At 68.9% G+C, this 23,595-nt stretch carries 18 protein-coding genes; 8 read left to right on the top strand and 10 right to left on the bottom strand.

Translation table 11 applies throughout. The annotated features are described in order from the left end of the window. The first annotated feature begins 236 nt into the window (after positions 1–236). Together rfbB and HCR68_RS00575 are read left to right on the top strand one after the other, a co-directional pair. The gene (rfbB, locus tag HCR68_RS00580; protein WP_167145193.1) at positions 237–1,232 is read left to right on the top strand and encodes a dTDP-glucose 4,6-dehydratase; all 996 of its coding nucleotides are present in this window, start codon (positions 237–239) and stop codon (positions 1,230–1,232) included. A 148-nt stretch (positions 1,233–1,380) separates the two neighbouring features. After that, positions 1,381–3,105 carry an NlpC/P60 family protein gene (locus tag HCR68_RS00575; protein WP_243858844.1) on the top strand — a complete coding sequence of 575 codons (1,725 nt, stop codon included), beginning with the start codon at positions 1,381–1,383 and terminating at the stop codon, positions 3,103–3,105. Positions 3,106–3,159: 54 nt separating this feature from the next. Here the strand turns inward: HCR68_RS00575 and HCR68_RS00570 are convergent, their stop codons facing one another. Both HCR68_RS00570 and HCR68_RS00565 read right to left on the bottom strand, forming a co-directional pair. Then, positions 3,160–3,735, bottom strand: coding sequence for a hypothetical protein (locus HCR68_RS00570; protein ID WP_167145191.1), 576 nt, complete (start codon positions 3,733–3,735; stop codon positions 3,160–3,162). Between the two features lie 9 nt (positions 3,736–3,744). Next, positions 3,745–4,704 (bottom strand): glycosyltransferase, encoded by a 960-nt coding sequence (locus HCR68_RS00565; protein ID WP_167145190.1) that lies wholly within the window; start codon positions 4,702–4,704, stop codon positions 3,745–3,747. 241 nt (positions 4,705–4,945) lie between these two features. Between HCR68_RS00565 and HCR68_RS00560 the strand changes: the two genes are divergently transcribed. Genes HCR68_RS00560 through HCR68_RS00545 form a run of 4 tightly spaced genes read left to right on the top strand, consistent with a single transcriptional unit; the run spans position 4,946 to position 7,543 of the window. Further along, a complete protein-coding gene (locus HCR68_RS00560) occupies positions 4,946–6,613 on the top strand; it encodes a DUF6020 family protein (protein ID WP_243858830.1) in 1,668 nt (555 codons plus the stop codon). Positions 6,614–6,637: 24 nt separating this feature from the next. Further along, a complete protein-coding gene (locus tag HCR68_RS00555) occupies positions 6,638–6,886 on the top strand; it encodes a toxin HicA (protein ID WP_167145186.1) in 249 nt (82 codons plus the stop codon). Beyond that, the gene (locus HCR68_RS00550) at positions 6,883–7,224 is read left to right on the top strand and encodes a type II toxin-antitoxin system HicB family antitoxin (protein ID WP_167145184.1); all 342 of its coding nucleotides are present in this window, start codon (positions 6,883–6,885) and stop codon (positions 7,222–7,224) included. The genes HCR68_RS00555 and HCR68_RS00550 overlap by 4 nt, the downstream gene beginning before the upstream one ends. A gap of 34 nt (positions 7,225–7,258) precedes the next feature. Then, on the top strand, positions 7,259–7,543 hold the full coding sequence (locus tag HCR68_RS00545) for a putative quinol monooxygenase (RefSeq protein WP_167145182.1): 285 nt from the start codon (positions 7,259–7,261) through the stop codon (positions 7,541–7,543). Between the two features lie 30 nt (positions 7,544–7,573). On the opposite strand, the gene HCR68_RS00540 is transcribed toward HCR68_RS00545, so the two are convergent. From HCR68_RS00540 to HCR68_RS00520, 5 genes are all read right to left on the bottom strand, one after another. Further along, positions 7,574–9,637 carry a DUF6541 family protein gene (locus tag HCR68_RS00540; protein ID WP_167145180.1) on the bottom strand — a complete coding sequence of 688 codons (2,064 nt, stop codon included), beginning with the start codon at positions 9,635–9,637 and terminating at the stop codon, positions 7,574–7,576. Between the two features lie 31 nt (positions 9,638–9,668). Beyond that, on the bottom strand, positions 9,669–10,973 hold the full coding sequence (locus HCR68_RS00535; protein WP_167145178.1) for a nucleotide sugar dehydrogenase: 1,305 nt from the start codon (positions 10,971–10,973) through the stop codon (positions 9,669–9,671). A gap of 100 nt (positions 10,974–11,073) precedes the next feature. Continuing rightward, positions 11,074–13,287 carry a DUF6541 family protein gene (locus tag HCR68_RS00530; protein WP_167145176.1) on the bottom strand — a complete coding sequence of 738 codons (2,214 nt, stop codon included), beginning with the start codon at positions 13,285–13,287 and terminating at the stop codon, positions 11,074–11,076. After that, positions 13,284–14,519 (bottom strand): glycosyltransferase, encoded by a 1,236-nt coding sequence (locus HCR68_RS00525; RefSeq protein WP_167145174.1) that lies wholly within the window; start codon positions 14,517–14,519, stop codon positions 13,284–13,286. Before HCR68_RS00525 ends, HCR68_RS00530 begins: the two co-directional genes overlap by 4 nt. Next, positions 14,516–15,646: a glycosyltransferase family 4 protein gene (locus tag HCR68_RS00520; RefSeq protein ID WP_167145172.1), complete on the bottom strand. Its 1,131-nt coding sequence runs from the start codon at positions 15,644–15,646 to the stop codon at positions 14,516–14,518. Before HCR68_RS00520 ends, HCR68_RS00525 begins: the two co-directional genes overlap by 4 nt. Positions 15,647–15,928: 282 nt before the next feature. On the opposite strand from HCR68_RS00520, the gene HCR68_RS00515 reads away from it, so the two are divergent. Then, positions 15,929–17,659 (top strand): asparagine synthase-related protein, encoded by a 1,731-nt coding sequence (locus HCR68_RS00515; RefSeq protein ID WP_167145170.1) that lies wholly within the window; start codon positions 15,929–15,931, stop codon positions 17,657–17,659. Positions 17,660–17,712: 53 nt separating this feature from the next. Here HCR68_RS00515 and HCR68_RS00510 read toward each other — a convergent pair whose 3' ends face one another. Continuing rightward, positions 17,713–18,849 carry a glycosyltransferase gene (locus HCR68_RS00510; protein WP_167145168.1) on the bottom strand — a complete coding sequence of 379 codons (1,137 nt, stop codon included), beginning with the start codon at positions 18,847–18,849 and terminating at the stop codon, positions 17,713–17,715. 304 nt (positions 18,850–19,153) lie between these two features. On the opposite strand from HCR68_RS00510, the gene wecB reads away from it, so the two are divergent. Next, positions 19,154–20,236 (top strand): UDP-N-acetylglucosamine 2-epimerase (non-hydrolyzing), encoded by a 1,083-nt coding sequence (wecB, locus tag HCR68_RS00505; protein WP_167145166.1) that lies wholly within the window; start codon positions 19,154–19,156, stop codon positions 20,234–20,236. A 354-nt stretch (positions 20,237–20,590) separates the two neighbouring features. Here wecB and HCR68_RS00500 read toward each other — a convergent pair whose 3' ends face one another. Together HCR68_RS00500 and HCR68_RS00495 are read right to left on the bottom strand one after the other, a co-directional pair. Beyond that, on the bottom strand, positions 20,591–22,087 hold the full coding sequence (locus HCR68_RS00500; protein WP_167145165.1) for a hypothetical protein: 1,497 nt from the start codon (positions 22,085–22,087) through the stop codon (positions 20,591–20,593). Positions 22,088–22,199: 112 nt separating this feature from the next. Further along, positions 22,200–23,528 carry a glycosyltransferase gene (locus HCR68_RS00495; RefSeq protein ID WP_167145163.1) on the bottom strand — a complete coding sequence of 443 codons (1,329 nt, stop codon included), beginning with the start codon at positions 23,526–23,528 and terminating at the stop codon, positions 22,200–22,202. Between the last annotated feature and the right edge of the window lie 67 nt (positions 23,529–23,595).

Genomic DNA, 23,595 nt, shown 5'->3' with positions numbered 1-23,595 from the left:
TGCAGATCGCATCTTTTTCTTGACAGATCAAGGTTTCGCCACGCCACGGCTCCTCCGTTGCAATCTGATTTCGCCACCGCGGACGAAATCAGCCCGCAGGGCGCGAGCGGGCGGACGACGCAGCCCCCGCGGGCTCCCATACGCTCCCGCGAGCTCCCGCACGATCCTGTGGCATGATGGCGTCGGCCATGATGGGCGCCCAGCGCCCGCAGTTCCCACTCATCGGAGCGAGTTCTATGCACGTCCTTATCACCGGAGGCGCCGGCTTCATCGGCGCCAACTTCGTCCACCAGACCCTGGTGCGTTACCCCGACGCCACCGTCACCGTCCTGGACAAGCTCACCTACGCCGGGAACAAGGGCTCGCTGGCGGACCTCGACGACCGCGTCAGCCTCGTCGTCGGGGACATCGCCGACGCCGACGTCGTCGATCCGCTCGTGGCCGACGCCGACGTCGTCGTCCACTTCGCGGCCGAGTCCCACAACGACAACTCGCTGCGCGACCCCTCCCCCTTCATTCAGACCAACCTCGTGGGCACCTTCACCCTCCTGGAGGCGGCGCGGCGTCACAAGACGCGCTTCCACCACATCTCCACCGACGAGGTCTACGGCGACCTGGAGCTGGACGACCCGGCCAAGTTCGAGCCGACGACGCCCTACAACCCCTCCTCCCCCTACTCCTCGTCCAAGGCCGGCTCCGACCTGCTCGTGCGCGCCTGGGTCCGCTCCTTCGGCGTGGAGGCCACGATCTCCAACTGCTCGAACAACTACGGGCCCTACCAGCACATCGAGAAGTTCATCCCCCGCCAGATCACCAACCTCATCGACGGCGTGCGCCCCAAGCTCTACGGCGCCGGCGAGAACGTGCGCGACTGGATTCACGTCCTGGACCACAACGACGCCGTGTGGGACATCATCGAGAAGGGCCGCATTGGCGAGACCTACCTCATCGGCGCCGACGGCGAGAAGAACAACAAGCAGGTCGTCGAGCTGATCCTGGAGCTCATGGGGTACGCGCCCGACGACTACGAGCACGTCGCCGACCGCCCCGGCCACGACATGCGCTACGCCATCGACAACTCCAAGCTGGTCCAGGAGCTCGGCTGGTCCCCGAAGTTCACCGACTTCCGCTCCGGCCTGCAGGCGACCATCGACTGGTACCGGGACAACGAGTCCTGGTGGCGCCCGCTCAAGGCCGAGGTCGAGGCCAAGTACGCCGCCCAGGGGCAGTGACCGCCCGGCGAAGTGACTGCCTGACGACCACCAGAACCGTCGGTTCACCCAACCACTCCCGACAGCCGCCTGGACAATACACAGTGATTGTCCAGGCGGTATTCTGTGTCCTGTGAAAACTCCACATGGCGCAACGGTGCGCACCGGCATGCTCATGCTTCTCCCCATCGCCCTGACAGGACCGGCCGTCGTCGGCCTGCCGGCGCCCATCACGGCCCACGCCTGGGCCGCCGAGTCTCCCGAGGCGCAGGAGACGGCAACGCCCCTTCCCCCTGCAGCCACCGCCGCCGCCCCTGACGCCGAGCCGTCGGCTACTCCGCATGACAAACCCGTTGCTGAGCCGTCTGAGACCGCCTCCCCCGAGGCGCAAGACCGGGCGAACGCTGAGGACGGGGCGGCCGCCCCCGAACGGAGACCCCCTGCTGCTCCGGCCGACGGCATCACGGATCTCACCGGTACGGGCAGCTGGGTCGCCGTCGGTCAGAGGTGGCAGTGGCGGAGCAAGGACGGCAGCCTCGCACGGTCGTGCTGGGCCCGGATCAACGGTGCGGTCTACCGATTCGACGACGACGGGAACATGCTGACCGGCTGGTGGAAGGACGGACAGTCCTGGTACCACCTGGCCGCCTCCGGAGCCCGATCGACCGGCTGGGTCCAGGACACCGGCACCTGGTACTACCTCGACCCCACCACCGGCATCATGGCCACCGGCGAGCTCATCGACGGCAGCGCCACCTACTTCATGCGCAGCAACGGCGCCATGGTCACCGGTTGGCTCCAACAGGCCGACGGCTGGCGCTTCTACCACCCCAGCGGCGTACGCGCCCACGGCTGGGTCCAGGACGCCGGCACCTGGTACTACCTCAACCCCACCACCGGCATCATGGCCACCGGATGGCTGAGTACGGGCGGGCACTGGTTCTACCTGCAGAGCTCGGGCGCCATGGCCACCGGATGGCTCCAGGTGGGCGGCAGCTGGTACTACCTCAACCCCACCAGTGGGGCGATGGCCACGGACTGGCTCAAGGACGGGGCCACCTGGTACTACCTGGACCCGGGCAGCGGGGCCATGGTGACCGGGACGCGCACCATCAACGGCACCTCACAGTCCTTCGCCCCGTCCGGGGCGTGGATCGGCTATCAGGCGCCGTCGGGCTACCTGCAGCCGGTCGCATCGATCACCCCTCTGGGATGGTCGACCAACGCACTCACCTGGGGGATGAACGGCGTCAAGGTTCGTATCGTTCAGCAGCGCCTGGGTCTGTGGCACTCCACCAAGCTCGCCAGCGTTGACGCGTCCTTCGTCTCAGCGGTACGCAACTTCCAGCGCCGAGCGGGTCTGCCCCAGACCGGAGTGGTGGACGAGTCGACCTGGAACGCGCTCAACACGGGTTTCTCCTGGTGGGTGGACCAGCACCAGGAGCCCCCCACATCCTTGAGCGCGACCCGCGGCGAGCGTATCGAGGCCATGATCGGCTACGCCTGGAACCAGATCGGCTCCAGCTACACATGGGGTGGGGCAGGCCCCTACGGTCTGGGTTTTGACTGCTCGGGGCTGGTGCTCCAGTCCCTCTACAGGGCGGGGCTCGACCCGCAGCCGATCAACGTGATCAAGCATGGATGGCCCGATTACCGCACCTCCCAGGAGCTCTACCGGCACCCGCAGATGATGCACGTACCGCTGAGCCAGCGCCAGCGCGGCGACCTCATCTTCTACACCTCCAACGGTGTGGTCACTCACGTGGCCATCTATCTGGGAGGCGACCAGGTGATCCACACCGACTGGATGGGACGGCCGGCCCGGGTCGACCACATCACGGTCTCCTACGGCTGGGGCAACATGACCTCCGACGTCGTGCGCCCCTTCCCGTGATCGGCCCGCAACCGGCCCGGGCCGGGGCGCCTCGGGATGTCAGGCACGGGGTCGTCAGAAGGTGACCGGCCAGTGGGGCATGCAGGTGCTCAGCTCCACGTGGGCGTTGGTGCGCGCCTCCACGGTCTTCTGGTACTCGGGGTTGGGCTCCGGGGTGCGTCCCAGTTTGATGTCCTCCTCGGCCTGCGCCTCATCCTTGAACTCCGGAATCTGCCCGCCGGCGAGCCGGTTGGTCGCGGTGGTGTATGTGGTCAAAGCGGTCACGGCACTGGCCGCAGTGACGTCACTGCCGGCAGCCGACTGCAACCGGGCGTGGTAGTCGGTCTCCAGGACCTGGGTGAACGTGTTCCAGGCGGACTGGACGTCCTCACTGTTCGACCCCTTGGGCAGGCCGGTGTACGCCTGCCCCTCGGGAGTCTGGTCCAGAGCCTCGACGAGGACCGCGTCCATCTGCTCGCACTGGGTGTTGGGGGCCGAGGTGGCCGGCGGACCGACGGGGGCGGTCTGTGCTGGGGTGGAGGCCACCGCCTGGGCCTTCGACGCCGATGATGAGCAGGCCGCCAGCGAGGCGGTCGCAATGAGGGCAAGGGATGTGACAAGGCAGGCACGGACGGCACGACGGGGACCCATGTCACAAGATTAGCCGACTGAACCGTCCTCCCCGGCCGACGGCACCGGTGGGTAGGTGAGATAGGCCAGGCGGGCGGCGTTGGCCCGCGAGCGCCGCAGCCCCGACTGGATGACCCCGAGCATCATCCACAGGAATCCCAGGGTCACCAGACCGATGCTCAGGAAGAGGGTGGGGAAGCGCGGGACGTTGCCGAACTCCAGGAAGTGCCACACGATCGGGACGCCCAGGACGATGGCGAGGAACCAGGTGAGGACCCCCAGGGTGCCGTAGAAGAGGATGGGGCGCTCGTCGCGCACGAGGCGGGCGATGAGGCCCAGGATCTTGAACCCGTCGGAGAAGGTGTTGAGCTTGGACTCCGTGCCGGCGGCGCGCTCCTTGAAGCCGACCGGGACCTCGATCTGGGGCACGCGCAGGGTGGCGGCGTGGACCGTCAGCTCGGTCTCGATCTCGAACTCGCGGCTCATGGCGGGGAAGGACTTGACGAATCGGCGGGAGAAGACGCGGTAGCCGGAGAGCATGTCGGTGACATGGGTGCCGAAGACCCGGGAGGTCAGGCGGTTGAAGGCCTTGTTGCCGGCCTCGTGGCCGGGCCGGTAGGAGCTCTTCTCCTGCACGTCGCGGCGCACGCCGAGGACATGGTCGTAGGGGCCCTGCAGGAGAGTCTCGATCATGCCGGGCAGGGCTGCGGCCTCGTAGGTGTCGTCCCCGTCGATCATGACGTAGATGTCGGCCTCAACGTCGGCGAAGGCCCGGCGGACCACGTTGCCCTTGCCCTTGCGCTCCTCGCGGCGGACGATGGCGCCGGCGGCTGCGGCGACCTCGGCGGTGCGGTCGGTGGAGCAGTTGTCGTAGACGTAGACGTGCATCGTGGGAACGGCCGTCACAAGGTCGGTGACGACCTTTTCGATCGCGCCCTCCTCGTTGTAGCACGGGACGATCGCTGCGATGTCGAGGTTGGAGAGATCCACCTGGTTCCAATCAGGACGGGAGCCGAGCAGGCGCTATTCTAGCGGCACCCGCCTCGGCCGGTGATTCTGCCGGTGGTGCGGGTGCTGATGCGCTTCTCATGCGTCCCCGGACTGGAGATCAACGCCCGTGCCACTGCCTTCGCCGCCCCGGCCCTCCTCCCATCGATCCGACCGTCCCGGCGCCCCGGCGGGATCCTCACAGGGGTCGCTGAGCGGGAGCCCTCGCCGACGTCGGGCGGTGGTGGCTGCTCTCTTCGCGACCGTCTTCGCGGCGGTGGATGCCGCGTCCCAGGTGGTGGGTCGGTTCCAGCCGGAGTCCGGGGTGATCCTCAGGACCGCCTTCAGCCCGGTGCGGCTCCTGGCGGCTCTGGTTCTCAGCGGCGCCGTGTGCTGGGGCTTCCTGGCACTGGTCGACCTCACCGTGCGGCGTCGGGCTCGCGGGTCCCGCAACGACGACGGCGAACCGTCAGGCGACGGGACGCCGGGCGCAGTGCCCCCGGGCACGGGGAGGTCGGCCCGCCGGCACCTGGCGCTGACGGCCTTCCTGGTGCCGCTGGTGTGCTGGTCCCTCCTGTACGCGCACCTGTGGCCGATGGCCTCGATGAACGACACGGCCTGGATCCTGCGCAATCCCACCGGCGCCGGGGCCCAGCACCCCATCACCTACACCCTGACGGTCGGGGGCCTGTTCCGACTGGGGCGCCTGGTCGGGGGCGACGTGGTCGGCGTCGTGCTGCTGTCGGTGGGACAGATGCTGCTGTGGGCGGCCTGCGTGAGCGTCGTCGTCGTCTTCCTGGACCGCAGAGGCGCCTCACGTCGGGTGAGCGGGTTCCTCATCGCCTACTGCGCGCTCATGCCGCTGGTGGCCGACTACTCCTTCGCCGTGGTCAAGGACGCGGCATTCTCCCTGTTCGCCACCCTGCTCATCCCGGTGCTGCTGGTGGTGCGTTCCAGCGCCGGGCGGGTGCTGCTGAGCGGGCGCGGCGCCATGGTGGTCGTGGCGGTGCTGGCCGGTTTCGCACTCATGCGCAACAACGCTCTGCCGGTGGTCCTGGTCATCCTGGCTCTGGTGGCATGGTGGTCACGGGCGCACCTGCGCCGGGCGGTGGCGGCGAGCGCCGTCGCCCTGGTGCTCATCGTCGTTCCACCGGCCACGACGGCGCAGTCCGCGCATGCCGAGGAGGCGCTGGGAATCCCCTTGCAGATGGTCGGCTACACCCAGGTCCACGACCCCGACTGCCTGCCGGACGACAGTCGGAGGGTCTTCGACGCCGTCCTGGAGCCGGCCGTCTGGAAGCAGGTCTACCGGCCCACCAGCGTCGACCCCGTCAAGGACGCCAAGGCCTTCAACACCGCCTACCTCGATGCTAACCGCGGCCGGTTCCTCTCCGCCTGGGGCCGGGCGCTGGTGGCCTGCCCCCGCCCCTTCGTCACCGGTTTCCTGATCCAGACCGCCAACCTGTGGCGCTTCGACGCCGACCCGATCCGCACCGACGGGCAGTCCCGCTTCGTCTCCGCGGTCTCGAACCACCCGGCCGACCGGGAGCGGCTGATCCGCAGCTACGCCAGCGCCGGCGTGGTCAACCACTCGCTCCTGCCCAGGCCTCTGCGCCCGGTGGGCGACGCCGTCGTGCGCGGCATGGAGGCCACGCCGGGCCAGGGGACCTGGATGTGGGTGATGGCGCTGAGCGTCACCGGATTCGTCTACGCCCGCAGGCGCGAGTGGGTGGCGATCTACACCCCCATGATCCTGCTGTGGGCGACGCTCATGATCGCGGCGCCCACCGTCACGCCGTTCCGCTACATGGCGCCCATCATCATGGTGGTGCCGATCGGGCTCGCCGTCCTGCTGGGCACCGACCGGACTGTCTGGGAGCCGGCAGCCACGCACGACACCCCTCACGACTGATACCGCATGTGGTATCATTCTGGGATGCCGAGCGTTGCGAAGATCCTTGCCAAGATGCAGGAGAATCCACGCAGTATCGCATATACCGAGCTGATGAAGGTCTGTGAACACTACTTCGGAGAACCTCGGAAGACCGGTGGCTCTCACGCAGTCTTCAAGACTCCTTGGCCCGGTGACCCTCGCGTCAACATCCAGAATGACCATGGCCAGGCAAAGCCTTACCAGGTCAAACAGGTTCTCACTGCGGTCCAGAAGAAGGAGGCGGAGAAATGAGCACGACGATCGACACTGCTCGGTACAGCTTCCGCGTCACGTGGTCAGCGGAGGATGACGAGTTCGTGGCCACCTGCATTGAGTTCCCCTCGCTGTCTTGGCTTGCTGACACTCCCGAGCTCGCCTTGTCCGGTCTGCGCAGCCTTGTCAGTGAGGTGGTCTCTGACCTACTCGATTCGGACGAGGTCGTGCCGGAGCCGCTATCGACTCGTCACTACTCGGGGAAGTTTCAGCTGCGTCTCGGCGAGGACCTCCATCGACGTCTGGCGATGGAGGCGGCGGAGCAGTCCATCAGCTTGAATCAGTATGTTGTGAGAAAGTTGGCCGCGGCCTCGTGAAGCGCCCACTTCTCATCACAGACAGGAGACTCCCATGATCCGTATCGTCGCCACCTTCCACGTCCGTCCCGACGCCGTCGAGGAGTTCCGCGTGCTCGCGGCCGAGCTCGTCGAGGGCTCACGGGCGGAGGAGGGCAACGTCGCCTACGACCTGTGCGTGGCCCGGGACGATGCGACCTCCTTCGTCGTGCTTGAGACGTGGCGCGATGACGCGGCAGTCGATGCCCACAACGCCTCGGAGCACTTCACGACCCTGGTGCCCCAGCTGGTGGAGCTGTCCGCCGAGCCGCCCTCGGTGGTCCAGTACATCAAGGCCTGAGCACGAGGCGGCCGGTGGCCACCGGCCGCCTCAGTCGCAGGCGGTGATGCGCCACAGGGAGACGCTGCCCTCGGAGTCGACGAGCTCGAGGCCCTCGGTGGGAACCTGCGTCAGGGGCGCGTCCCAGCGCAACGGGGCGGCACCGGTCGCCGAGCCCGAGGCGGTGGCATCCGAGCTGCTGTAGAAGTACCTCGCACCCAGGCGGCCAAGAAGCGTGCAGGTCTGGGAGTCCGTCTGTCCCAGGGCGGGCCAGGCGGAGACCAGCTCGGACTCCGGGGTTCCCGGTGCGGCTTCGGCGCGCGTCGGGTAGACGACGTGGACCCCGCCCAGGGACCACAGGTGGGCGGCGCCTCTCGACGGGGCCCCGATGACGACGGCGTCGTCGGGCAGCACGCTCCGGGAGCGCTGGATGAGTGTGATCGCGTCCCTGGTCAGCAGGGTCCCGTACTGGATGCGCTGCGGATCGTAGACGGAGGCGACGAGGTTGCGCTCCAGGGGTACCCGCGCCGCCACCGGCAGAAGCAGAACCGCCACGAGAACGGCCGCGGCCGTCCGCCCCGGCCGCGCCCCGTGGACCCGCGCCACCCTCCGGCGCAGCTCCTCCCACAGGCGCAGTCCGGGCCTCCCGGCGGCGGCCTGGGCCATGAGGACGAGGGCGGGAAGAATGGCGAGCGGGGCGATCCGGGCCTTCTGCAGGTACCAGGGTGAGCCGAGCTGACGGCCGATCCACTGGGGCCCTCCCACCAGGGCCAGGAGGAGGAGCACCATGAGCCACATGACGAGCCAGGGGCGCTGCTGCCGTGAGCGCGCAGACCAGGCCGCCGCCAGGGTGAGCACACCGATCAGGATCCCGACGGGCATGGTCGCCCCCGGCACCGACCCGTACATCGGCAGGTCGATGAGCGCCTGACCCGGTGTCGCCACGGCACCTGCCACTCCCCCGGCGGGACGCTGGTAGCCCAGGACGGAGGCCAGGGAGCTGCGCATGATCCAGGCCCCGACAACCAGGACCAGCACAGCCACGACCGCTCCGGCCACGACAAGGGCCCGGCCGCCACGGCTGCCGGCGCTGCGGCGCCACAGGGAGGCGACGGCGTCGGCCAGGAAGGGCAGGGTCAGGACCGCCAGGTTGAACAGGCCGGTGCCGTGCGCGGCCACCACGCCGCCGGCCGCGGCCAGGGCGAGCAGCACCAGCGTCAGGTGACGGCGTCGCGACGCCGCCCCCCGGCGCAGCAGGTCGTAGATCACGAGAACGCCGGGAAGACCCAGGACGCTCAGGGCGTAGGGCCACACTGACAGGGACGTCATGAGCAGCAGCGGGAAACCCACCACCCCGGCGCTGAGCACCAGCACCGCGGCCACCGCACAGACCCGTTGCCGCCGGCCGGCGCCGTCGCCGGCCGGCTCGCAGACGGTATCGAGACCGGTGACCCCGGCGAGCAGACCCAGGAGCCCCAACGGCCAGGCGACCGCGGTCAGGGCCAGGACCCCGGCGGTGCTGACGACGGCCGGGCCGCCCGGGGCCAGCGCCAGGACCCCGTGCCAGACCGTGGGGTAGTAGACGGCGCTGCCCGAGTAGAGGGCGGACAGGCCTCCCAGCATCGAGGCATTGCCCCCCTCGCGGATGGCTGCCACCGCGTTGAGGTGGAAGGTGGCGTCGAAGGCCTGCGCGGGATAGCCGGGTCCGGGCAGGGCGGAGAGGATCACCCAGGCCGGTACGACGACGGCCACGGCGAGGCCGCCGACCAGGATCAGCCGCTCGGCCCGACTCCACGGCGTCGTTCGTCGCGCGCGCAGTGATGGGGGGCCTGCGACCAGACGGGCCACAAGCGCCGCGATGAGCGTCAGACCGCCGATGACCGCCCATCCCCAGGGGCGCCAGGGCAGCGCGAGGGCGTGGGCGAGGATCTCCGCCGCTCCGATGAGTGCTGAGCCGACGGCGGGGGCCACCGCCAGCGACGGCAGGCTCCCCAGGCGGCCCGCCCGCCCCACGACCCAGCCGGGCACGAGCAGCAGTCCGGCCACGACGAGGGCGGCGGCCGCAAGGGCCCAGCCGGAGGCTCCGGCCGTTTCCCACGCCGCGGTCGCGCTCATGCCTGCCGCCGGGCTCAGGGCGCCTCCCGGATCACTCGCCTCCGCCGATGGTCAGGCGGGGCACGCCGGTCCACCTGGAGGCGTCGGTGGCGCGGCGCCCGTCCAGGAGGAGGCGCAGCCCGGGCAGGTCGGCGGGGGTGAGCTCGCGGTACTCGGGGTGGTCGGCCTGGACGATGGCGACGTCGACCTGCTCCCCCAGGTGGTAGGGGGTCCAGCCGAAGCCGGCCAGCTCGTCGTCGGTGTACATGGGGTCGTGGACGAGGACCTCGGCGCCGGCCTCGCGCAGGGCCTCCACGGTGGGGAAGACACCGGAGAAGGCGGTCTCCTTGACCCTGCCGCGGTAGGAGGCGCCCAGCACGACGACGCGCAGGCCCTCGAGCGAGCCGAGCACCTCGGTGGCCCGGCCCACCACGTAGGCGGGCATCGTGGCGTTGAAGGTACGGGCGGTGCGCACCACTGAGGCATCGGGGTCGGTGGACAGGTACAGGCGCGGGTAGACCGGGATGCAGTGCCCGCCCACCGCGATGCCGGGGCGGTGGATGTGGGAGTAGGGCTGGGAGTTGCAGGCCTCGATGACGCGCTCGATGTCGAAGCCGGCCCTGTCGGCGTAGACGGCGAACTGGTTGGCCAGGCCGATGTTGACGTCGCGGTAGGTGGTCTCGGCGAGCTTGGCCATCTCGGCGGCCTCGGCGGTGCCCATGTCCCACACGCCGTTGGGGCGCGGCAGGTCGTCGCGCTCGTCGAAGTCGAGGACGGACTCGTAGAAGGCGATGCCGGCCCGGGTGCCGGCCTCGTCCAGGCCGCCCACGAGCTTGGGGTAGCGGCGCAGGTCGGCGAAGACGCGGCCGGTGAGAACCCGCTCGGGGCTGAAGACGAGGTGGAAGTCGGCGCCCTCCCTCAAGCCGCTGATCTCCTCGATCATGGGCTTGAAGCGGCCCCGCAGGGTGCCCACGGGCAGGGTGGTCTCGTAGGAGATGAGGGTGTTCGGGGTCAGGTGGGCGGCCAGGGAGCGGGTGGCGTCGTCCATCCAGGCGAAGTCCGGCTCCCAGGTGGCATCGTCGACGAACAGCGGTACGACCAGGACGATCGCGTCGGCGTCGGGGATCGCCTCGGCGTAGTCGGTGGTGGCGCGCAGGGCGCCGTTGCCGGTGGCGGGGCTGAGCTCGGCGAGCTTCTCGGCCAGGTGGGCCTCCCCGGGGAAGGGCTCGGTGCCGGCGTTGACGGCCTCGACGACGGCGGGGTTGACGTCGACCCCGATGACCTCGTGGCCCTTGTCTGCGTACTGGACGGCCAGGGGCAGTCCGATCTTGCCCAGGGCGACGACGGCGATGCGCATGCGGGTTGGTCCTTCCGTGGCTTCTGGCGTGGCGGGTCCACCATACTCGTTCGTTCACGTCGCCCGGCCGGCGGCCGGGCGTCCTGCCTCACTCGCCGCGCTACTGCTCCCCGGAGGGCCAGCACAGGTCGATGCGGTAGACGGCCGCGGACCCGCCCCGGTCCACGAGGGTGAACCCGCTGGAGACGTCGACGTCGTAGAGACCCGGGCGCAGCTTCTGGTTGTTCACACCGTTGAAGCGTTGCGGCTCGTCGCTGTAGAAGTGGGTGATGCCATGGCGGCGCACGATCTCACACACCTGCGGATCGAAGTGGAGGTCGCGGAAGTGCGTGCGCAGGTACAGGCCGTCGGTGTCGCTGTCCGCCTGTCCCGCGAACATCCACACCGGGCTGCGCCCGGCCAGGAAGGGCAGCATGGCGGTGCCTGCCACGGGGTCGCCCAGCACGTAGGCGTCCGGGGGGAGCTCAGTGCTCAGACGCGTGATCATGGCCATCTCCTCGGGCGAGGCCACCATGCGGGACTGTCCGTACTTCGGGGAGAAGGCGCCTCTCACGTCCGCCCTGACGGCGGACATGCTGCTGGCGGCCCCCAGGACGAGGACGAGTGCTCCGACGACGACGGGGCTGCTCATGATGAGCCGAGCTGCCGACGCCCATCCCCCCGCGTGCCTGAGCCGTCGCGGCTGGGCGTCCGCGGCGTTCTCGTCGCCGCCCTGAGCACGGGCACCGGCCTGCGGGAACCTCCGACGCCGCCATGCCAGGAACCAGCCGATCAGCGCGTCCAGTCCGAGCGAGACGAGGAGGAGCGCGGGGACCACCGTCATGGCCTTGATCCGGTGGGGGTTGTTGTAGAACACGCCGGTCATGGCCGACAGGACGGGGACCGGGGCCAGCGCCGCCAGGATCAGCAGCATGCAGGCGACCCAGGCCACCACGATGCCCCGGTGGTGCCTGCGCAGGTAGGCCAGCAGCGCACCGAGAACGCTCAGGCAGGCCATGATGATGTAGGCGGCGCGGATCTCCCAGCCGCCTCCGCCGTAGTAGAGCAGGAACGGGATGACCAGCTTGGCGAACAACGGCTCCCAGCTGCGGTCGGGGCGCCTGCCGAAGTGCGCCTGCTGCGGTCCGGGTGCCATGACGAAGACGGCGATGGCCAGAACGACGACGATGGCGGCACTCAGCAGGATGATGCCACGTCGTCGGGCGGCACGGTCCTGCTGACGCAGGCCCCGGATCCCGGCCAGGACGATCCCCATCCAGGCCACGGCGGCCAGGGGCCAACCGATGATGATCGCGGTTGCCGGATGCGTGATGACCGAGCCCATGACCGCGGCGACCGGAGCCGCGAGGACGATGAGCGTGCGGCGTCGGCGCCCCACGGTGATCAACCAGGCGGCACGGCGCCAGGCGGCCACCGCCCAGGCGACGGTGGCCGGGCACGCCGCCAGGGCCAACGCGTACGGCCACACGGCCGTGTCGGTCAGGAGCCGGATGGGGAAGATCGGGGTGAGCGCGCCGGCCCCCAGGACGAGGTACACCGAGCCGCGGATCTCCGGGAGGATGACGCGGGCCAGGTAGGCCATGCCGATGAGCCACACGAGAGGCACCACGAGCAGGAGGGTGTTGGTGGCCGGGACCACCTGGTTCCAGCCGACTGAGGCGAGGGTGACGATCTCGTGCCACACCATCGGGTAGAAGGAGTGGTGACCGTCCATCCCGAACATGCCGGCGTTGCCGTCGAGCATCGAGGCGTTGCCGGTGTGCTCGATGAGCCAGGCCTGGTTGTAGTGGTAGAGGGAGTCGGCGGACTGGATCGGGATGTTGGGCCCGGAGCCGGGCAGGATCGGCAGGATCATGACGATCCAGGTGACCGCGACGGCGGTCCACATCAGCCACTGGGACCCCAGGATGGACCGGGTGTCGGGCATGTCGGGCTCACCCGGGGCACCCATGGCGCTGGAGTACGGGGTGGGCGCCGGCAAGCCGTGCGGCGCCGGTTCGGGAGCGAACCAGGTGCGCACGGTGAGCACCTGTCCCTTGCGTCTGACCCACAGCCAGCGCCCCACGGCGACGACCGTCGCGCACAGGAGCAGGTAGGTGATGATGGTGGGCAGGTGCCACCACACGCCCAGTGCGCGGAAGACGACTCCCCCCAGCCCCATGAGCAGGAAGGTCAGTGCCGGGGCGCAGGCGATACGCGCCAGTCGGAAGCGTGCGCCGCCCGCGACGAGGAGCAGCCAGCCGGGCACGAAGGTCGCGGCGATCAGCGCGACCAGCAGTGGCAGGGCGGACATCCAGGTCACGATCCAGGTCATGCGCCGCGCACCACCGTCCGCAGATGTCTCGCCACGGCCTCACCGGTGGCGCGCAGGGAGCGGTGGTCGCGCACCCAGGCGTGCAGCCGGCGGGCCCGGGAGATGTCATGGTCGGCGACCTGGTCGGCCTCGTCGAGCGCCTGGCTCATGGCCCGGGCGACGTCGTCCTCGGTGTAGCCGGCCACCCACCCCAGCTCGTGGGCGGTGAGGTCCTCGACGACGGGCCCGACCCCGGCGTAGACCACCGGCACCCCGCAGGCCAGGGCGGCCAGCACCTTGGTGGGGTAGGCGAAGTCATAGCCCTGACCCGGACGGATGGACACGAGGCTCGCGGCAGCGCCCCGCTGCCAGCGGGCGGCGTCGGCGGCGTCCATGAGGCCGTGCATGACGACGGCCGGCGCGCCGTCGGGGCCGGGTGCCAGCGTGGAGGCGACCCGGGCGATCTTCTCCCAGTCCGAGCCCTGCCCGATGTAGAGGATCTGCGCGGTGGGATGGGTGCGCCGCACCTGCCCCAGCGCGGCGGCGAAGATGTCCGCTCCCTGCCATTCCGACGCAGTGCCGGCGTAGATGAGATAGGGGCCGGTGATCCCCAGCTCGGCGCGCTCCTCGTCGGAGGGCAGCTCGCCGGTGGGCTCGAAGACGTCGGTGTCAATGCCGTTGGGAACGACCACCACGTTGCGGGCGCCCAGGGCGCGGGCGCGCTCGGCCACCTCCTCGTTGATCGCGATGACGCACCTGGCGCCCCGCATCGCGTAGGACTCGGCGGTGCGCACCACCCGGACCACCGCCTCCGGGGCGCCGGTGGAGGCGGCGGCGTCGGACCACACGTCGGGGGCGTACCAGACGTAGGGCAGACGGCGCAGCGCACAGATGGTTCGCGCCACGACGCCGGTCGTGGGCGGAGGCTCGACCAGGACGACATCCGGCCGGGAGGCCAGCCCCAGGCGCAGGGCCAGGGGCACGTCGAAGGAGAGGTAGGGCAGGTAGCCGCGCAGGTAGCCGCTGGCGTCCCGCAGGGCGGGCCAGCGCGAGACGCGCACGCCCTGCGGGTCATCGACCTGCGGGGCCGGTCTTCCGTCGCGTCCGGGAACGGTCGTGGTCAGGGCCCGCACCGGCACGCCGTGGCGGGCCAGGGCGCGCTCGACGCCGTCGAGCCGGAAGGAGGCGGCGGCGGCCTCGGGCAGGTGGATACGGGTGGCCAGCAGCGCCCCGCCTCGTGGGAACCGGGTCATGGCTTCCTCTCTGTCTCGCCCAGGACCTGGGCCACGGTACGGGCCCGGGCCTGCCAGGTCTGACCGGGCAGGACCGCGCGCATGCGGCGGCGCACGGCCTCGATCTCCTCGGGAGCCTCCCGCAGGCGGCTCAGCAGGCGACTCAGTGCGTCGGCGTCGTAGTCCAGGGCCCAGCCGATCCCCATCTCCTGAACGAGGCGACCGGCCTGGGTCCCGCGCACGGCGATGACGGGCAGCTCGTGGGCCAGGTACTCGTAGAGCTTGTAGGGGACGGCGAAGTCCCAGTAGGGGTTGGGCTCGGTGAACAGGACCCCGAGGTCGGCCCGCCGGTACAGGGGCAGCAGCTCGGCCCCGGAGAGGTGGACGACCTGCGCCCGGCCGGCCGGCAGGAGCGGGGCGTAGTGGTCGCGGCTGGCCTCCCAGGTCTCCCGGCGCACGCACAGGGTGGTGCGCGTACCGGGTGTGGCGGTCACGGCCCGGAGGCAGGCGTCGAGCCGGTAGTTGTCCTGAAGGACGCCGACGAAGAGCAGCTCGAGGTCCCCGCCGCCGCGACCGTCCTCGTCGTGGGCGCCGCGGGGCTCGACGTCGGGCGCCCCGGGCGGCAGGGCGCTCATACGGGCCGGGTCCACGTACGGGACGTGGCGGGCCATGGCCCGGCTGGGCAGGAAGAGGTGGAGGCCCGCCTTGTCGAAGGCCATGAGCTCGCTGCGGTAGGCGGCCTGGAGGCCGGCCTCCAGGAGCGGGTTGATGCCCTCGCGGAAGCGGGGGAAGCGCCAGTAGACGTCTCGGTAGAAGACGCCGACGGGCACGCCGGAGTGCTGGCAGTGACGGAAGAAGGCGGCGTCGAGCACGGGGTGGACCGGGAGATGACGCGGCTCGGTCAGCGCGTTGGGGATGGTCGCGTTCTCGCTGTAGACGAACTCGATCCTGTTGCCCGCAGCGATGGCCGCTCGCACCCGCGCCATCGCCCGCCGTCGCTGTGCGGCGTAACCGGTGACGTCCATGACCCGGTAACCGAGGTCGGCGAAGGCCTGACGCATCGCCACGGGGCGCAGCATGGAGGCGGCCACCCGGTCCGGCTGAAGCGGAAAAGGAGCGTGGAAGACCATGAGCCTGTCTGCGCTCATGACGTCACCTCCGTCTTGTGCATGGACCCTGGCGGCCCGCAGTGGGTAGGACCTCCAACCCACGGGATGCTGAGCGATCATCTCGCGCCCCATGGAAACCAGTGGGCGCTTCTCTATTGTCGGGCAACGCCGGGGGCCGATGGACGACGTCGGGCGTCATCCGCGTCACGTGTCATGACTGTGACACACTGAGCGCCGGCGGGCGGCGCCGACGCACCGCGGCACCGGGCGGCATTCGGCCTCACGGACCGATGAGAGGATTTCAAAGGATTGAGGACAACGGTGAGCGTTATCGAGGTCGAGCTTCGGCTGACGAGTCCGCAGTGGCAGCAGACCGCTTCATCGGGTGACAGTACCGGATCTCTGTGGGTGCGTTGCGACACACCCTGCCCCGATCCGACCGATCCGGAGATCCTCGTCTCCCACCCGGGGCGCCTGACCGCCGTCCGGATCAAGGACGATGAGGTGGTCCTGGCCCAGGACCGGCTGCGCTCCTGGCCCCTGTTCTGGACCCTTGAGGACGGGGCCGACGGCGGCCGGCGACTCGTCATCAGCGACGACGCCACCGCGATGCGCGACGCCCTGAGCAACCCCCGGCTGGATCCACGCGCGCGCCGCGAGCTCCTGGACGCGGGGTTCGTCTCCGGCACCGACACGCTGCTGGTCGGCGTTCACCAGACCGAGCAGGGCGCGATCGTTCGCATCTGCGGCACCACCGGCCGGGCCCGCACGGCCAGTTACGCCCTGGCACGGTTCTCCGAGGAGTCCGACATGGTCGTCGACCCCGAGGAGTTCTCCGACCTGCTCCTGGCGGCGCTCGACGCCGGCATGGGCCGGGTCCTGGATGACCTGGCCGCCCGGCCGGGCTCTCCGCGGCTCGTGCTGCCCCTGTCGGGCGGACTGGACTCGCGGCTGCTGGTGGCGTGGCTGACGCTTCACGGCGCCCTGGACAGGGCGGTGGCCTTCACCTACGGGCGCCCCGGTACGCGGGAGGTCGAGGTCTCACGGAAGGTGGCCGATGCGGTGGGCCTGGAGTGGCACGCCGTCGACTACGTTCCCTCCGATCTGCGCGAGGCCTGGCAGACGCAGGACGCGGCCGACTTCCTGGAGTACGGCTACGCCCTCGGAGCCCTGCCTCACGTGCAGGACTGGTACGCCCTGCGCAGCCTCATGGCCAGCGGCGTGGTGCGTCCGGGCGACGTCGTCCTGCCGGGGCACACGATCGTGGGCAACATGCACGACGAGCACCTGCTGGAGGAGCCCCGCGTCACCCGCGGTCAGGTGGCCAGGGCGATCCTCGTCCACCACCAGGAGCTCCAGGGGGACCAGCGACGCGCCTACGCAGACCCCTACCGGGCCGCGAAGGTCCGGGACTTTCTGGATCTGTGGCCCTTCACCGGCAGCCCGCGCGACGTGCAGAGCATTCTGGAGTCCTACAACGTCCGCGAGCGCCAGACCAAGTACATCAACAACTCCATGCGCGCCTATGAGCACCTGGGGCTGGAGTGGGCACTGCCCATGCTGGACGTGGAGTTCTGGAGCGCCTGGCACCGCGGCGCCGTGGAGCTGACGGCCACGCGGGACTTCTACGCGGTCTTCATCGCGCGCCTGTGGGCCCGGGCGACCGCCCTAGCCGACGGCGCCGGGGCGGGAGCGGTCGAGCGCACCGAGGACGCCAACCTGCCCTACTTCGCCGCCACCGAGGTCAGCGAGGAGACGCGCTCACGGCTCAAGACCGCGCTGTCGCGCCTTCACCTGCTGGGTCTGGCCGAGCGGACCTTCTCAGCGTGGGCGACGCTGCACTCGACCATGTCCTTCGAGGCATTCATCACCGACACCTCCCTGCCGTCGGCGGCCGTCCAGCTCATGGGTGGGCGCAAGCTCCTGGGCTTCTGGACGCGCGCCTTCCTCAACGACACCTGGTGCCGACGGTGCCGGCTGTTCACCGACCTGCCCGTCGCCACTCCCGCCGAGCTGGAGGCGGCCTCGGGAGACTCGGGGACAACGGTCTAGAGACCGGCCGGCTCCCGGACTGGATCCAGTCCGGGAGCCGTTCCGGACCGGTCTCAGAGGCGGGCGGTCAGACCGCTGGCGACCTCCTCGTGGAGTCGGCGGTAGGCACCGCCCACCTGGGCCGAGGAGAACCTGTCCCCGATGGTGGCGGCGATGGACGCCGCGCCGCGGGGGGCGAGGCGCTCGACGGTCTCGACGACGGCGTCGGCCCACTGCCCGCTGCCGGCCCCCAGGGGCAGGACCGTGCCGTTGGCGCCCGTGACGTACTCGGTCTGGCCTCCGGCGTCGGAGACGACGACGGGCCGCCCGCTCGTGATGGCCTCGGCCGCTGAGACGAAGAAGTTGTCCCCACGGGTGGGACCGATGAAGACGTCGGCGCGGGCGAGCTCGGCGCGCACGCCCGCCGAGTCGAGGTTGCCGGTCAGACGGGTGCGTTCGGCCAGGGAGGGGTCGGCGGCCAGGCGCTTCTCGATGTCGGCCCGCAGCGGCCCCTCCCCCACGAAGGTCATCGTGGCCGGGCGGCCTCGCGCCGTCAGCTCGGCGAGGATGTCGAGGCAGGCCATGGGGTCCTTGCGCTCCACGAGCCCGCCCACAGTGACCATGCTGATGCCGTCGGGACTCTCGCCGTCGGGCAGCTCGGCCACCGCGTCCTGGGGCTCGACGATGCAGGGGACGACCGCGGTGGGCAGGCCGCGCCGCAGGGCACGGATCGGGGCGGCCAGGTACTCGCAGACGGCGGTCACCAGGTCGGGGCGGGCCAGACCGTGTCCGACGACGGGGATCGCGGCGCGCAGGGCGGGGCCGAGCGTGTCGGGGTTGGTCAGGCCGGACCAGTGCTCGGTGTGCACCCAGGGAAGGGTGAGGGCCCGGGCGTGGTCCAGGGCGGTGAGCGGGAGAAGGGAGCTCATCGCCATGGAGTGCAGGACGTCGGCGCCCTCGAGTGCCGGACGCAGCCGGCCGGCGGCCCGGGCGACGGACAGGGGGCTGGAGGGCTTCATGGGGATGGACAGGACGCGCATGCCCTCCAGGGTGCGGTGACGGGCACCGTCGTCCTGGTGGGGTGGGACCAGGTGGATGATGCGCACGTCCTGCCCGGCGTCGCGGATCGCCGCGCTGTCGCGCAGGACGAAGGAGCCCGAGCTGGGGGCCCGGTCGGTGGGGAGCCAGGTGGTGACGACGATGACGCGCATGCCTCCCATGCTAGGGCCTATCGCTCGGCAGGAGCGTGGCCGTGTGCGGGCCTGGCTCGGTGCACGCGTTCGAGCTACGTGATGGTCGCTGGAATCCCGTGAGGTCAGGTGGCACGGATCCACCTGGGGTGGACACCCTGGCCACCAACGGCGCCTGCGACCGGTCGTGTCGCGCCGGGCCTGATCGGCGCCACCTCAGGTGGCCGGACGTGAGCACTGGTTGCGCAGCCCATACGGCACACCAGCGCCCCCGCCGCCGATCCGAACTTGGGTGGACGGCCGCTGCGGCCCGTAGGATCGGCCCATGCGCGTTGTCTCCGTCGTCGGGGCCCGGCCCCAGTTCGTCAAGCTCGCCCCGGTGGCCCACGCCATGGCCGCGGCCGGGGTGGAGCACGTCATCGTCCACACCGGGCAGCACTACGACCCGATGCTCTCCGACGTCTTCTTCACCGACCTGGGCATTCCGGCGCCCGACGTGCACCTGGGGGTGGGCTCGGGCGGACACGGGACCCAGACCGGGGCGATGCTCGCCGCGCTCGACGAGACCCTGCCGTCCCTGTCTGCGGACTGGGTCCTGGTCTACGGGGACACGAACTCGACGCTGGCCGCGGCTCTGGCGGCCGTCAAGCTGCATATCCCGGTGGCCCACCTGGAGGCGGGGCTGCGCTCCTTCAACCGGGCCATGCCCGAGGAGATCAACCGAGTCCTGACCGACCACGCTGCCGACCTGCTCCTGACGCCCACCGCGGTGGGGGCCAAGCACCTGGCCGACGAGGGGCTGGCGGGCAGCACCGTCGTCGTCGGCGACGTCATGACCGATGTGCTGCTCCAGGTGCGCGATCGGGTCTCGGGCTCTCCCAGCCCGGTCATGGAGGAGCTCTCCCTGGCCGAGGGCGCGTACTCCCTGGCCACTATTCACCGCGCCGAGAACACCGACGACGCCGAGCGCCTGGGAGCCGTCCTGGACTCCCTGGCCCGGGTGGACCATCCCGTCGTCATCCTGGCCCACCCGCGCCTGGTGGCCAAGTGCGCCGAGCACGGTCTGGCCCTGGAGAACCGGGGGTCTCTCCTGGTTCACCCGCCGCTGGCCTACCCCGACCTCATCGCCTCGGCGCTTCATGCCCGCGGCGTTATCACCGACTCCGGCGGGCTGCAGAAGGAGGCCTTCCTCCTGCGGGTCCCGTGCACCACGGTGCGCCCCCAGACCGAGTGGGTGGAGACCGTGGAGCTGGGCTGGAACCGGCTGGTCGAGCCCGGGGACGAGCTGGTGGAGGCCGCCTCAAGGCCGCGCCCGGCCGAGCCCCGGGAGGCCGACGCCCACCCCTACGGCGACGGTCACGCCGCCGACCGCGTCGTCCAGGAACTCACCGCCCACCTGCCCGCCTGAGGCCGGGCTCCAAGTCCGCCAGCAGGCACACCCTGACCCCAGAGGCTTATTCACGGGGCTTGTCGTGGTGCCCCTCATGCATATAGCACGCCGGCAGCGTCCGGCGTCCACACAGTGGACACCGGACGCTGTGGTCGCGTTACAGCCCGAGTGAGAACCGCAGAATCACGAGGTTTCCAACCGGTCACATCGACAGCGCACTCAGTCATGTCCGCCGTATGGACACCGAGCCGCTCGGTCAAGCTCACACCTCCATGTACATTGAGGACCGCAATTGGTCGCGAGGACGCACTTTCATCGTTGACGACTACTTCCCGACACCATGACGCCCTCACTACCAAGTCGAGACTCCGGCTACCGAGGCAAATTCAATCCCACAGAATCGCGAAGATACTTCCTCAAATAAATCGATTCCACCCTCTTTTCGCTCGACTCATTCAGGACATTACGCTGGATCAGAGATTCCCGTGGAATAACAAGGTTTAAAATAGCCTCATATTTCTGGACATCCAACCCTGAAGTTACTCCAAAATTATTCAGGCGCCGTCTTTTATCAAAGAGATCCACATCAATCTGATTTACCACTTCCTGCCGCACTCCATCACAGATCAACAACCCCTCGAGAGATGAACCAATTTTCGATCCACCCAAAGCAGGCGGCCTTGAGTCCACGAAAACCACACACAGCATCCTTACAGCACTTACGACCATAAATACAATCACCAACAATAAAGCAACTACGACAATCCACCACCGCCTCCACGAGAGGAAGGACAGCAAAATGTGGGGCGAATGCATATAATATATTATCCACAGCGCCAGAAGCATGAACACATGCATTACAGACTCAAGAAACACACTTCCACTCACTCTGCCGTCTGCTATCACGGCCGCCTTCGACTCAACGGCCCGAAGCAACAGCCAGCACGAAAATATAATGCAGAACGCACAAGAAATTAAAACGATGAGACCTTGCCAGTAAAACCCTCTCAAGAAAAAAGTCGCCGCAGCCAACATCCCCGGTAAAGCGCTCACGACATGAATTAAAGGCGACCCTCTCATGAGACCTTTAATACGTTTCAAGTAGTATCGAATTTCATAAACTTTAACACCCAAGTCGTCAAGAGCGCCATCACTCCCATTGACATACCTCCATTCCGCCAAGGCGGCGACATCATCCAAAAGTACCGCATACCCACGAAAACCCCCAGAATCAGTTCGCCGAACAAATACCGGTAACACAGAAACGATAATATACATCATACCAAGAAAAATCAGCAGCACTCTACTATTCCCTGGCCAGCCCTCATGCTTCGACAGCATCGCATAGACACAAACAACAGCGCCGTACAGACCCGCCAAAATTATAGTCAGGACATATGCGCCGTTTTCTCGAACGGATTTATCAAGCACATCCTGCAGCCATGCTCGATGAAAGCGAGGATCTGCAGGAAAATCATCAACCTGCCAACTCATACCCCTCAAGGCAAGCGCAATCGTTGCGATTCCAGCCAAAATCGAAAGAAAACCAGCGAACCCCTGATTATGCGTGTCTCTACCATCCCCCTTTCCAGCCTCGTCGATGACATCAAAAGGTGAAACATGCAACCATAAAACCAGAACCACCCCCACCACAAAAAGACATAAGGCACTGCAAAACGACACACCCACAGCAGTCCTGATAAACCCAGGCCCTGACGGACGCATCCTTTCACGACTTCGACCGGTCGCACTGTCAGCCGAAACCTCAGCCTTTTCCTTATTCTTAGCACTTTTATTGGCAGCCTGGTAGTGACGAGAGCGAGCAACACTATTCTTCGCCCGAGACTTCTTACTCCTACGTCTTCCCATGACGACAGTATATCTTCCGGACATGCCGGACTACCAGGATTCAACCAGCAGAACGACACCGCCGAATCAACAGGCATCACCTGCTGATTCAACTATTGAAATCGCCCTGAATTCAGTCCTCAAGGGCGATGAGGCCGTCGACGAACTCGCGGTACTGGCGCTGGGCGTCGGACATCTGGGCCCAGGTGGAGTGCGCGTCCTGGCTCATGGCCGCATACTCCTCATCGCTGAGGTCCATGACGGACTCGATGGCGTCGGCGATCTGCTCGGCGGTCGTCTCCACCGGAATGAGCCGACCGTTCTCACGGTCGTGGACGATCTCCCCGGTACCCCCGGCGGCCGTGGCCACCACCGGCAGCCCTGCGGCCTGGGCCTCCATGACGGCCACCGGCACGCCCTCGCCGTCGGAGCAGTTGAGGAAGCAGGAGAAGTCCGTGGTGGCGTAGAGCTCACGGACCTCGGCATTGGTCAGGTGCCCGGTGAAGGTGACCGGGGTGGAGGCGATCTGCTCCTCGGCCCGCGCCCGCATGGCGGCCAGGCGCTCGGCGTCGAACTCGCCGACGTGGGTCCAGGTGACCCTCCGGCCGCGCCGCTCCAGCTCGGCGACGGCCTCCACGATGAGGTGGACCCGCTTGTAGGGGGCCATGTGGGAGCAGGAGACGAGCTGGAAGGGATCGGTCCGGCGCCGCTCGTGGCGCGGGGCTGCCGGCACGCCCAGGCGGCGCACCTCGATGTTGCCCGCACTCGGGAAGCGGCGGCGCAGGAAGCCGGCCGCGTACCGTGAGATCGGGTAGACCTTGTCCACCGCCCGCATGACGAAGCGGCGCGAGGGAACGTATCCGCGCGGCGCGTCGTCCTCGTCGACGTCGTAGGCGTGCGCCCGGGAGACGACCTTGACCCGACGTCCCGCCAGCTCGCGGCGCCGCAGCATCCCGCCCAGCGCAGCCCCGGTGAAGAACCAGTAGGAGTAGATGGTCAGGTGTCCGGACCGCTCCAGACCGAGGCCCGGCAGGAGCCGACGCATCCGGCTGTAGGCGCTCAGGGCGATCGCCGCGAAGCGCACATCCATCCCGAAGCGCCCGAAGCTCCTCCACGGCGGCGTCTCCACCATCCGCTCGCGGCCCAGCAGGATCTGCGGGGCGCGCAGGACCGCGTGGAAGCGCCAGTCCGGCAGGCGGGAGGGCGGGAGCAGGGCGCAGCGGGCGTTGGCCGGCAGCTCACGGGTCCGGCGAGCCCCCTCGCTCAGGCGCACCGGGACGACGACGACCTCGTCGTAGGCGGCGCACAGCGTCTCGATCTCCTGCTCGAGGAACTCCTCCCCCACCTCGTAGGGGTAGAAGTCGGTGAGCAGGAGCAGGCTGCGTGGCCCCTGCCGGCCACCCCGACCGGCAGGCGCACCAGTCGGCTCCGTCTCGGACCTGCGGGGCGTGGTGGACGTCATCTCTCGCTCTTCCTTCCGGTTCGGCGGGTCCGGTCGCAAGTGGGCGCTACGACCCGCAACCAGTGTG

This window comes from Actinomyces sp. ZJ308 (assembly GCF_011752065.1).
GTDB lineage: Bacteria > Actinomycetota > Actinomycetes > Actinomycetales > Actinomycetaceae > Actinomyces.
The sequence above is the reverse complement of the archived record's forward strand: the minus strand, read 5'-3'. Positions and strand labels throughout refer to the sequence as shown.

Coding starts and splice junctions, on each gene's coding strand:
- rfbB (WP_167145193.1), top strand. CDS start 237: ATGCACGTCCTTATCACCGGAGGCGCCGGCTTCATCGGCGCCAACTTC.
- HCR68_RS00575 (WP_243858844.1), top strand. CDS start 1,381: ATGCTCATGCTTCTCCCCATCGCCCTGACAGGACCGGCCGTCGTCGGC.
- HCR68_RS00570 (WP_167145191.1), bottom strand. CDS start 3,735: ATGGGTCCCCGTCGTGCCGTCCGTGCCTGCCTTGTCACATCCCTTGCC.
- HCR68_RS00555 (WP_167145186.1), top strand. CDS start 6,638: ATGCCGAGCGTTGCGAAGATCCTTGCCAAGATGCAGGAGAATCCACGC.
- HCR68_RS00550 (WP_167145184.1), top strand. CDS start 6,883: ATGAGCACGACGATCGACACTGCTCGGTACAGCTTCCGCGTCACGTGG.
- HCR68_RS00545 (WP_167145182.1), top strand. CDS start 7,259: ATGATCCGTATCGTCGCCACCTTCCACGTCCGTCCCGACGCCGTCGAG.
- HCR68_RS00540 (WP_167145180.1), bottom strand. CDS start 9,637: ATGAGCGCGACCGCGGCGTGGGAAACGGCCGGAGCCTCCGGCTGGGCC.
- HCR68_RS00535 (WP_167145178.1), bottom strand. CDS start 10,973: ATGCGCATCGCCGTCGTCGCCCTGGGCAAGATCGGACTGCCCCTGGCC.
- HCR68_RS00530 (WP_167145176.1), bottom strand. CDS start 13,287: ATGACCTGGATCGTGACCTGGATGTCCGCCCTGCCACTGCTGGTCGCG.
- HCR68_RS00525 (WP_167145174.1), bottom strand. CDS start 14,519: ATGACCCGGTTCCCACGAGGCGGGGCGCTGCTGGCCACCCGTATCCAC.
- HCR68_RS00520 (WP_167145172.1), bottom strand. CDS start 15,646: ATGAGCGCAGACAGGCTCATGGTCTTCCACGCTCCTTTTCCGCTTCAG.
- HCR68_RS00510 (WP_167145168.1), bottom strand. CDS start 18,849: ATGCGCGTCATCGTCGTCACCACCTGGCTCCCCACCGACCGGGCCCCC.
- wecB (WP_167145166.1), top strand. CDS start 19,154: ATGCGCGTTGTCTCCGTCGTCGGGGCCCGGCCCCAGTTCGTCAAGCTC.
- HCR68_RS00500 (WP_167145165.1), bottom strand. CDS start 22,087: ATGGGAAGACGTAGGAGTAAGAAGTCTCGGGCGAAGAATAGTGTTGCT.
- HCR68_RS00495 (WP_167145163.1), bottom strand. CDS start 23,528: ATGACGTCCACCACGCCCCGCAGGTCCGAGACGGAGCCGACTGGTGCG.